General features: G+C 38.8%; 11 protein-coding genes. 5 read left to right on the top strand and 6 right to left on the bottom strand.

Annotation, left to right across the window (positions count from 1 at the left end; translation table 11 throughout):
- Position 1 precedes the first annotated feature (1 nt).
- Positions 2–178 (bottom strand): MarR family transcriptional regulator, encoded by a 177-nt coding sequence (locus tag GX437_06000; GenBank protein NLJ07205.1) that lies wholly within the window; start codon positions 176–178, stop codon positions 2–4.
- An 84-nt stretch (positions 179–262) separates the two neighbouring features.
- Here GX437_06000 and GX437_05995 point away from each other — a divergent pair, with 84 nt between their 5' ends.
- Positions 263–2,032: a T9SS type A sorting domain-containing protein gene (locus GX437_05995; GenBank protein ID NLJ07204.1), complete on the top strand. Its 1,770-nt coding sequence runs from the start codon at positions 263–265 to the stop codon at positions 2,030–2,032.
- 7 nt (positions 2,033–2,039) lie between these two features.
- Here the strand turns inward: GX437_05995 and GX437_05990 are convergent, their stop codons facing one another.
- Genes GX437_05990 through GX437_05980 form a run of 3 tightly spaced genes read right to left on the bottom strand, consistent with a single transcriptional unit; the run spans position 2,040 to position 3,895 of the window.
- On the bottom strand, positions 2,040–2,792 hold the full coding sequence (locus tag GX437_05990; GenBank protein ID NLJ07203.1) for an ABC transporter permease subunit: 753 nt from the start codon (positions 2,790–2,792) through the stop codon (positions 2,040–2,042).
- Between the two features lie 7 nt (positions 2,793–2,799).
- On the bottom strand, positions 2,800–3,735 hold the full coding sequence (locus GX437_05985) for an ABC transporter ATP-binding protein (GenBank protein ID NLJ07202.1): 936 nt from the start codon (positions 3,733–3,735) through the stop codon (positions 2,800–2,802).
- Complete coding sequence (locus GX437_05980) at positions 3,722–3,895, bottom strand: PLDc_N domain-containing protein (protein ID NLJ07201.1); 174 nt, start codon at positions 3,893–3,895, stop codon at positions 3,722–3,724. Before GX437_05980 ends, GX437_05985 begins: the two co-directional genes overlap by 14 nt.
- 148 nt (positions 3,896–4,043) lie before the next feature.
- Between GX437_05980 and GX437_05975 the strand changes: the two genes are divergently transcribed.
- A complete protein-coding gene (locus GX437_05975; protein NLJ07200.1) occupies positions 4,044–5,426 on the top strand; it encodes a hypothetical protein in 1,383 nt (460 codons plus the stop codon).
- Between the two features lie 139 nt (positions 5,427–5,565).
- A complete protein-coding gene (gene rfaD, locus GX437_05970; protein NLJ07199.1) occupies positions 5,566–6,537 on the top strand; it encodes an ADP-glyceromanno-heptose 6-epimerase in 972 nt (323 codons plus the stop codon).
- A 5-nt stretch (positions 6,538–6,542) separates the two neighbouring features.
- Here the strand turns inward: rfaD and GX437_05965 are convergent, their stop codons facing one another.
- Positions 6,543–7,667, bottom strand: coding sequence for a glycosyltransferase (locus GX437_05965; GenBank protein ID NLJ07198.1), 1,125 nt, complete (start codon positions 7,665–7,667; stop codon positions 6,543–6,545).
- Positions 7,668–7,783: 116 nt separating this feature from the next.
- On the opposite strand from GX437_05965, the gene GX437_05960 reads away from it, so the two are divergent.
- Positions 7,784–8,218: a hypothetical protein gene (locus GX437_05960; protein NLJ07197.1), complete on the top strand. Its 435-nt coding sequence runs from the start codon at positions 7,784–7,786 to the stop codon at positions 8,216–8,218.
- 140 nt (positions 8,219–8,358) lie between these two features.
- Here GX437_05960 and GX437_05955 read toward each other — a convergent pair whose 3' ends face one another.
- Positions 8,359–9,342 (bottom strand): 4Fe-4S binding protein, encoded by a 984-nt coding sequence (locus GX437_05955; GenBank protein NLJ07196.1) that lies wholly within the window; start codon positions 9,340–9,342, stop codon positions 8,359–8,361.
- Positions 9,343–9,504: 162 nt separating this feature from the next.
- Between GX437_05955 and GX437_05950 the strand changes: the two genes are divergently transcribed.
- On the top strand, positions 9,505–10,056 hold the full coding sequence (locus GX437_05950; protein NLJ07195.1) for a hemerythrin: 552 nt from the start codon (positions 9,505–9,507) through the stop codon (positions 10,054–10,056).
- Positions 10,057–10,347: the final 291 nt, after the last annotated feature.

The following is a 10,347-nucleotide window of genomic DNA, read 5'->3' as shown; positions in this document are numbered from 1 at the left end:
TTTATTTTGCCTGATAAAAGCAGGCTTTTGGTGAAAAGATTTTTTCTTCCTTTTTTAAAACTTTAATGGCTTTGTCCACATCAGCTCTTTCAATGCCTGCCAATGAAGCAATTTCGCCAGGTTTTAACGGCTTTTCCGATTTTTTCAAGGTCTGGAAAACGATTTCTTTTGCATCCATATTGATTTTTTTGGTTGCAAAATTAAATCATTTCTAAAATCATTCTTATTTTTGACATGGAAAAATTCTTTAACTGACAGGAATATGAAACGAAAATCAATCATTATATCGGTAATAATTATTGTTTCCGGTTTATTTTTATTATTCCTGATTTCCGGAGGTTTACATTCTAAATCGCATATTATCAGGAAAATATATTCTTATTTATCGTTCTATTCAGAGGGTCAGAACTACTACTCGAAGAGAAGTGGTAACTGGAGTTCAAGAAGTGTGTGGAAAGGGGATCAACCATCTTACACAATTTCTCAGGGTGACACCGTTTTTATTGATCATAATATTTCCTTCCCCGGCAATTTAACTATCAATGGAGTTCTTTATGTTGGAGAATCCGGTTCGTTAATAAATGATGGAAACAAAGATATTGTGGTATCGTCCGGTGCAGCAGTCATTGTTTATGGCAACCTGCAATGTATTAATTTTCAGGCAGATAGTAACACAAATCTTAAAATCTATGGTTCACTTGAAGTTCAGGGTAATTTTGCAAATAGTGGGACCATTGTCGTGGAAACAGGGGATACAAAAACAGGCAGTCTGAATATTCAGGGTAATATTTCAGGGAATAGAAATATCACTTTTAAAAGAAAAATATCAGCTGACGGATGGCATTATATTTCTTCCCCTGTCGAAAATGCTCCTGTTACTGTTGTGAGTGGAGGTGCTTTGTATTCTTACAATGAAGCTGAAAAAAGCTGGAGAAAGCATCAGTCAGGTGAGACATTTCAGACATTGAAAGGCTATGATGTTTATTTCAAAAACGCTGACAGGACAATTGTTTTTAACGGAAATATGCATCATGGAAGTTATATCGCCAACCTGACAAATACAGAATCAGGCGGAGATGGATATAATCTGACAGGTAATCCTTATCCGTCAGCTATCGACTGGGATGCTTCCGGTTGGACAAAATCCAATGCAGGCACAACAATTTATATCTGGGATGCATCGATACAGAATATTACAACTTATACAACAGGCATAGGTGGTACCAATGGAGGCACCAATATTATTCCCCCCACCATGGCCTTTTTTGTTCAATGCACCAGTAATTCTGGCGGGCAACTCGTCTTCAGTAATTCTGTCAGGGTAAGTACAGTTGCTGATTTCAGAGGCACTACGGCTGAGAATCTTTTTACGCTGAAAGTTTCCGGAGCAGGATTTTCTGATGAAACAGCCATAAACTTTAATGAGGCAGCAGAAGAAAAATATAATCCTGCCAATGATGCCATTAAAATGTTCAGCTATAATGAAAATGTACCTCAGATTTTTACCCGTTCCGGTGATGCACGAAATCTGGCCGTCAATAGTCTGCCACTCGATACCCGTGGAGTCGACCTCCCTCTTTACTTCAGTGCTGGTGTAAGCGGCCCTTATAAAATCACCGCAGTCCAGAAAGACTTCTTTATCAATAACCATGTTTTTCTTGAAGATAAAAACACAAAAGAAACGATTGACCTTTCAACAGGTGATTATACGTTTGAAACAGAAGCTGTCAAGCAATATCAACGCTTTATTCTTCATTTTCGCCCGCAACAGCAGGTTTTTTCAGCTGATAACAGACTCGAAAGCAAAGAGATAAAAGTCTGGAGCAGTGGGAAAAACATTTTGATTCAGCAGAACCTTCCTGAAGAAAATACAGAAATACGTGTTTTCAGCCTGAAAGGTCAGGAAATTTATTCAGGAAAGCTACCCGTGCAGGCCAAAACGAGTATAAGCTTTAACAAACCTGCCGGAATTTATCTTGTTCGTATCAGTAAAAATGAAGTTACTTACAATTATGAGATTTTCATTCCATAGTCAGTTTCTATGAGGGTTCCCATTTCCTGAAGGAGAAAACAGAAAGAAAAATAAACAAAGCCAGAAAAAAAAGAGCACCTGATAAGGCTTGCCAGCTTAGTTCACCTGAAACTGAATATGTCATTGATAAAGAAATCAGTTTTGCGGGAATAAAAACTCCAATCCCATCTATCTGAGCAAGCAGTCCCATTGCCAGCCAAAGGAGAAAGGAAAAAATAGCAGCCATCACCTGAGTCCTGGCCACTGTACTGAAAAATATTGTTGTGGAAATAATTACCCATAAATAGAGTAAAATCAGTGCATTTCCAAACCCGAATCGGAGAAATGGAAATTCACCGAAGAAAAGCAGGGTGTATGCGGATGCCAGCAGAAAGGCAACTGAAAGAGCCGTCAGGCTTACCAAAAATGAAACAATTACTTTGGAAAGGATAAAATAGTTGCGAGAAACCGGTTTTACGACCACAAATACAGCAGTGCCTGTTTCTTTTTCTTTGACTACAATGCCCATAAACAGCAGTATAATGATGAAAGTGCAGATCTGTGAAATGTTTTTGACATATTGAGCTACCGAGTCTGTCCATGTTGGCTCAGGAATTTGTATTTCAATATGTTGTTGCTGGGAAATCGAAGAAATTATTTCAGGCATGTAGCGGGCAGTCAGTGGCGACAAGATGGCAAAAAAAACAAATACAGCCATCATAATCCAGAATCTTCCTGTCCTGAGCTGCTCCTTCCATTCTTTGATTATTAATGTTTTCATGGCGGTATTATTCTTTTTTACTGACCAATTGTATAAAAACATCTTCAAGGGTGGCATTTACCCATTCAAAACGGGTAATTTCAAACTTCTTTTCAGCCGCAAACTGCAAGATTTCATGCCTGTCGAATGCAGTTCCCGGTGGGGTAAGGGTTATTGAGAGCATTTCGGATTCAATTTTTCCGTTTAATCTGCTTTGATTGAATTCCCTGATAAATCTTTCTGTTTCATCCGCAGTGGTAAAATCAATTTCGAGTTTGCCGGAAGCATATTTACGTAAAAGATTTTCCGTTTTATCCTGAACAATCAGACTCCCCTGACTGATGATGGCGACATCCGTTGCTACCCGCTCAACATCAGAGAGGATATGGGTTGACATAAAAACCGTACATTCATTGCTGAGTGAAGCAATAAAGTCGAGTACTTCTTTTCTTCCAATCGGATCGAGAGCGGAAGTCGGTTCATCCAGAAACAACACTTTTGGTTTGCCCATCAATGCCTGTGCGATCCCCAGCCGTTGTATCATTCCTCCCGAGAAAGCTGAAATTCTTTTATTTGCTTCATGTTGCAGCCCCGATAATTCGAGCAGGAAATCAGCCCTCCGGTTTCTTTCCTCAGGAGAGAAGCCGAAAATATCTCCCACAAAACAAAGAAGTTCACGGGCTTTCATCCATGAATACATCCTTGGCTCCTGACTTAAATAACCGATATTTTTCCTCAGGTCAGGCGAACCTGATATTACGGGTATTCCGGCAACTTCAGCATAGCCTGAGTTTGCCGACATCAGGGCTGTCAGGATTTTAATGGTGGTGGTTTTTCCGGCACCATTAGGGCCAAGAAACCCGAAAATGCTGTTTTCCGGTACTTCCAGACATAAACCATTTAAAGCCGGTTGGCTTTCCCCTCTGTATCGTTTCGTTAGTTGTTCAGTTTTAATTGCTGTCATGATCTCTTCCGAATAACAGGTATGAAACAGGCCCGATTAACTGGATAAACAGGAATATGATTAACCATACCATTTTAGGGAAATACCTGAATTTTTCCCTTTTCCACCAATCAACAAAACACCAGATAATCAGTGAAATATTGATTAAAATTATAGGCAACAGCGCCAGTATTAGTTTGGGGGAGAAGTCCATTTTTTTTTTGATGCAAAGATAAAATATCTTATGGCAAGCAACTTTATTTTGCAAAACTTCCCTGGCTGAGATTATTTTAAAATTTTTAAGCTACCTTTACACTATGTTTAAAAGAATGAAACCTGTTGTTTTTACGCTGATTTTAATCATTTTAATTGCCAATGCCTGCAGTACTGCAAGCCGTCACCAGGAAAAAGAAAAAGATAAACCTTCGGACAAACCAATAGACAGGGGAGTTGTTTATAAATCGGTTCAATGCCTGAATTATGCCTTGTCATACAGTTTATACTGGCCACTTAACCAGCGGAATCCTGAGCTGCCTTTGCTTGTGTTTTTTGATCCTTCGGGAAAAGGGAATGTCCCAGTGGAAAAATATTCAAAGCTGGCAGAAAAATATGGATTTATCCTTGCCGGACTTAATGACAGTAAAAACGGAATGCAGTGGGATCAGGTTCAGACCATTGCGTTATCGGTCATTGAAGATTGTATCAACCGTTATCCCGTGCAGAAAGAAAGGATTTACGCCTGTGGTTTTTCAGGTGGTTCCCGTTATGCAATGGCGCTGGCACTTACCAGTCAGCAGATAACAGGGATCATTGGTTGCGGGGCAGCCCTCCCTGCTGTTAACCAGCAGGCTGTCAGGTCTTTCAACTGGTGTGGAATTGTTGGCATGGAAGATTTTAACTACCTCGAAATGAGAAATATGGATGAAAGCCTGAAAGAAACCCCCATCCGGCATATTCTGATTGAATTTGAAGGTAATCATGAATGGCCGTCTGAAAATGTGATGAATGATGGCTTTTTATGGCTTGAAACGGAAGCGGTGAGATCAGATCTGATAAAAGCTGATACCCTCCTGTTTCAGGAGTTAAACAATATTTTGGCAGAAACTACATGGAGTATTTCTCACCCTGCCTTACTGGAAAGAGAGCTTGCCCGAAAAATGAAGATGATGGAAGGAATTGTTTCTCAAAACGGCTTAGAAAAAGAACTTGATAAATTACAGCAATCATCTTCCCTGCAAAGAGATAAACAACTGGAAAGTCTTGCTTTGAAAAAAGAAATTCAGATGCAGGAATTTTACCTGCAGTCTCTGTCAACAAAGGATATTGACTGGTGGACAACAGAAACAGGCCATCTCTGGCAAAAAACTAAATCGACAGATTTTTATGAGGCAAAAGCATATCAGAGAACTTTAAATTACATCAGCCTTGCTTGTTTTATGCAATGCAGTCAGGGTTTTAAACAAAACAAAAATGTATTTTATCATTTTCTGAAGCTGTATGAAATGGTCGATCCGGATAATCCTGATATGTTTTATTTTAAAGCTCTTGGTGAAATGATGGAAAAACAACCGGAAAAAGCCCTTGAATCATTAAGAAAAAGCATTGAAAATGGCTTTAACGATCAGGAAAAACTTCTGAAAGAAGAAACTTTCAGGCCATTATATCAGAAAAAGGAGTGGAATGAACTGATGAATAGCCTCAAATCTGAATAATTTACAACTTTTTTATCAGAATTTCACCGCACGACATGGATATTTTTTATTGAAATTTTCTGGTCAGTAATATGTAATTGATTTGAATAAACATTAATGCCATGACAATATTACCTTTGTTCCTTAAATTTTTCAAACAATGATTGTCGTTACAGGTTCAGCCGGTTTTATCGGAAGTTGTCTGGTCAGAAAGCTGAATGATGAGTTTTACAACGATTTGGTGTTAGTGGATGATTTTTCCAATCCTTTGAAAAACAGGAATATAGAAGGAAAAAATTATTCACTGAAAGTTGAGCGTTCAAAGTTTTTCAATTGGCTCGACACCAATCACAAGCTGGTACAGTTGATATTTCATTTAGGTGCCCGCACGGACACTACCGAATTTAACATGGACATATTGAATGAACTGAACCTTGAGTATAGCAGGAAGATTTGGGAAAAATGTTATCGTTACGGCATTCCCCTGATTTATGCTTCATCTGCCGCTACATACGGAGACGGGATTTTAGGTTATGACGACTCTCATGAAACCGTTGAAAAGCTTCAGCCACTTAATCCTTATGGTATTTCAAAAAATGAATTTGATAAATGGGCATTGAAGCAGGATCAAAAACCTTATTTCTGGATTGGGTTAAAGTTTTTTAATGTCTATGGCCCCAACGAATATCACAAAGGCAGGATGGCATCAGTGGTTTTTCATGCCTTTCATCAGATTAAAAAGGAAGGAAAAATTAGATTGTTTCGTTCACACCGTCCTGATTATGAGCATGGTGAACAAAAGAGAGATTTTATCTATGTAAAAGACGTAACCGATGTTCTTTTTTATCTGATGCATCTCCGCAATCCAGCGTTCAACGGAATTTATAACCTGGGGACAGGTCAGGCTGAAAGTTTCAATACCCTTGCCGCTTCACTGTTTGGTACGCTTGGTTTGGACCCTTTTATTGAGTACATTGATACTCCTGAAGATATACGTGATAAATACCAGTATTTTACTCAGGCCAGGATGGAAAAACTCAGGAATATTGGTTATGAGGCGAAATTTAGAAGTCTCAGGGAAGGGGTTGAAGATTATGTGAGCGAATTTCTGCTAAAGGAAAAATACTGGTAATCAGGTTAATCTAAATGCATTGAAAAGTTTACAATCGCCCCGGCCAGAGTTTCCCATGAGTATTTCTTTTTTAATTTCCTGATGTTTTCAGCATAATAAACCGATTTTTCATCTCTGAAAAAAGATAAAATTGCATTGGACAGGTGTTCAGGTGTGGCTTCAGCCGCTATTAATCCTGTACCTTCCGGCTCTACCGAATCTTTCAGGCTTCCTGTATCCGTTACAACGACAGGAACTTCAAAATGATAAGCAATGGAAAGAATTCCACTTTGCGTAGCAGAGCGGTAGGGTAAAACATTGACATCTGATGCCGAAAAAAACAATGAAACTTCATGATCAGCAATATACCTTAAATTTGCCTGAACTTTCTCCTCAATTCCATAATGCCTGATCAGGCCGGTGTATTTGTTGTCGTCACCGTAAACTTCTCCTGCTATCAGTAAAAAATAATCTTCAGGGAGTTTTGTCATGGCTTCGATCAGAATATCAAGACCTTTGTAATCCCGGATAAATCCGAAGAAAAGAATGATTTTCCTGTCTTCGGGAATATTCAGTTTTCGGCAGGCTTCTGAACGGCTGATTTTTTCACCAAAATGATTATAAAGCGGATGTGACTGAAAGATATATGCTGCATCAGGCAACAGACTGAGCAGGTCATTTTTAACGGTTTCGCTCATGACCACAAAGCCTGAATTGCGTTTCAGAAAATATTTGGTGAGAGGAATATCATAAAATTTTTTCTCATGTGGTACGACATTGTCCAGGATGGAAATGACCTTGCAACCCCGCTTTTTCATTTGTCCGGCAACATATCCCAAAGAGGGAGCAAAAAAAGGCATCCAGTATTTCATCAGCAATAAATCGGGTTTAAAGGATGAAATTTCCCTGACTGTTTTTTGGTAAGAGAGGGGATTGACCGTATCGAGTACCCGGACGGCTCCTGTATTTTCAACCAGGTCATTTTCAGTTACATATTGTGTCTTCCCCGGAAAAAGGAGCTCCGGATATTGGCGTTTGAAGGTAAAAGCCTGAGTATCATGATTTTTTGAAAAAACAGCCAGCAGCGACTGATTGAAGTGCGTGATACCTCCGCGAAATGGATAAAAGGTCGATAAATAGGCAATCCGCATAAAATCACTTAATAAAATCAGTGCAAAGATACTTTTTAAATTAACCTGAATATCAATTAATCTAAGTATTAAATTACCTTTGTTCTTTAGTCAACTTAACAATAAATGATAATACTATGAAAAAATTTTTGCTTGTTGCAGCTTTGTCATTGCCATTTCTTTTTTTCAACCATTGTAAAAAAGATTTGAATGAGCTTTCTGGTACCTGGTCATTCACAATTGTTTATAATCCATACGGGGGGCAGACATGGAGTGAAAGTGGAACGGCTACTCTTACTATGAATGGGAATAAAGTTACTGCCAATGTAACCATGACAACCGGTGAAAAATATACCAGATATTTTGATGTTGACGGGGAAAAGGTTGTGATGAAAGGTACTTATACCCAGCCAGTTGCCAGTGACCCTGATAAAGATGAAATCGTTACTTATGACGGTCAAGGTACATTTTCAGGAACATCCGGCACTGCTACCGGAACATATAATCAAAAAATTCCTGATTTTCAGGTAGATGAAAGTGGTACTTTTACACTGACCGCACAAAAGAAATAATTGGACAAGGGCTGAAAATATGTACATTATATCAGCCTGATAAAAACATTTTAGCTTTAACTTTAATAAGTGATCCCCATGCAACATGGGAGTAGTATTTATGTAAATTCTGAAAAATTTTTACTGGATCAATCGATAGCTCAAATTCTTGCCAGTCCCATAAACACAGCGTGAAGTGCCACAGTGATAACAATCCATGTCATTCGTGCTGTTTCAGGTTTTAAGCTGAATAAACGGTAGCGAATCGACATTGTTTTGCACGAGCTGATACAATCACCACAATAGGTACAGGTAGGTCCTGGTTTTCTCTGCCTGATATTTTCCACATTCAGGGCATCATAACGGCAGGTGAGTGAACACGCCATACAGTCATTGCAGTTCGTTGCAATATACATTCTGAAAGGGTTGATGAGTTTCATGAAGCGAACCAGTGTACCTACCGGGCAATAAGCCACACAATGAAGCATTTTCCCTTTTTTTGGTGAAATCAACAGAATAACGGCAATTCCCAGAATACCAAAAATGGCAGAAAAAACCGAAGCCGTCAGGTTGCTTGCTCCTGATAATCTGAGAATCAATGCCATCAGGATGACCAGTAGCAGAAAGGTAAATTTTAAAGCCCACAGATGTTTAATTGCCCGCCTGACAGGCTTTTTCCCTGAAGAAGCCCACAGGTCAAATGCTCCGAAATAACACAACTGACTACACCAGGCCGGACCAGATAACACAATGGTAGAAATGAATAAAACAGGCATAAAACTGAGCTGCATGCGGTAGAGCGGGCCTCCGACTATTAATGCCGGAATAGGGAAATGGAGCTTTCCGGTCATCAAAAACTTTTCAAAGCCCGATAAACCCATTGCAAGCTGTCCGAAAAACACAAAAGAAAACAATAACCAGCTTCGTTTTCGCCATTTTGCACTTTCTGACGGATTTTTCATCCGCTTAATCAGAAATGCGGCATAGGAACCCAAAAGGAGAATAGTCAACCATCCACCCCCATTAAAAAATCGCTCTGCCAGCAGCATGGGGCGTTCAACTTTAATCTGAACTATTGATAAAATAACTATAACTGCTGCAAAACCAATAATCGGATATTGAAAATCTTTCAGCTTTTGTTTCATCAGGCAAAAATATAATGAGAACTCTATTTTTCAGTTGATAATAATCATCAGGAAAAATGCTTGAAAAATTTCAAAAAAGGTATTGCAGTACCGAAATATCAATTATATTTGCAGGCCAGTATTTATTAAAAAATTCAGGTTTAATCGTTTAAAATTACTAAAATGAAAGCAATTGATATTCTGGTTAAAGAGCACGACAGTATTTTGAGTATGATTGAAATCATCAGGAAAATCTTTACCGGGTCAGAAGACAAAACAGCAATCAATATCGGTCATGTTGAAATGGTGGTGGATTTTATCCGGAATTTTGCAGACAAATATCATCATCTGAAAGAAGAAGATGTTTTGTTTGCTGAAATGGAAAAATATGGGATGCCCCGCGAAGGTGGTCCGATTGGCGTCATGCTGATGGAACATGACGAGGGAAGAGCTTATGTCAGAAATACTATTGAGGCTATTGAGCGCTTTAAAAATGGAGATTTATCAGCCCTTGCCGAAATGGAGAACAATCTGATGAATTACGGATTATTACTGACCAATCATATCCACAAGGAAAACCATATTTTGTACCCCATGGCAGAAAAATTTCTTCCGATAGACGTTTTGAATAAAATGGGTGAAGATTTTGAAAAAGCAAATTCGGAAACCATTGATAATGAGTATTTTGATAAATACTTAAAAATAGCAGAAGATTTAGGGAAAATATATTTGTAAAACTGGAAAGAAAACGAAAATAAACGGGATCAGGCTTCCATGATCCATTTTCCGCGTCTTTCCTGCCTGCTGAAGACTGCCTTCAGCCTGTTTAAAGTTAATTCTGAATTCACTTGAAATTGTGCCGTCCCTACGGGACTCAGTTTTTTATTTTATGAAACAGTCTTAGATACGGAGACGTCATTAGCTCCCCTCTCTTTTCGAAAGAGAGGGGTCGGGGGTGAGTTAGTCAAAAAACCTTATTAAATCTGTCATTCAACTTTCATAACGAATTGTGTCGTCCCTACTGGA

Source organism: Sphingobacteriales bacterium (assembly GCA_012517435.1).
Taxonomy (GTDB): Bacteria; Bacteroidota; Bacteroidia; order CAILMK01; family JAAYUY01; genus JAAYUY01.
The sequence above is the reverse complement of the archived record's forward strand: the minus strand, read 5'-3'. Positions and strand labels throughout refer to the sequence as shown.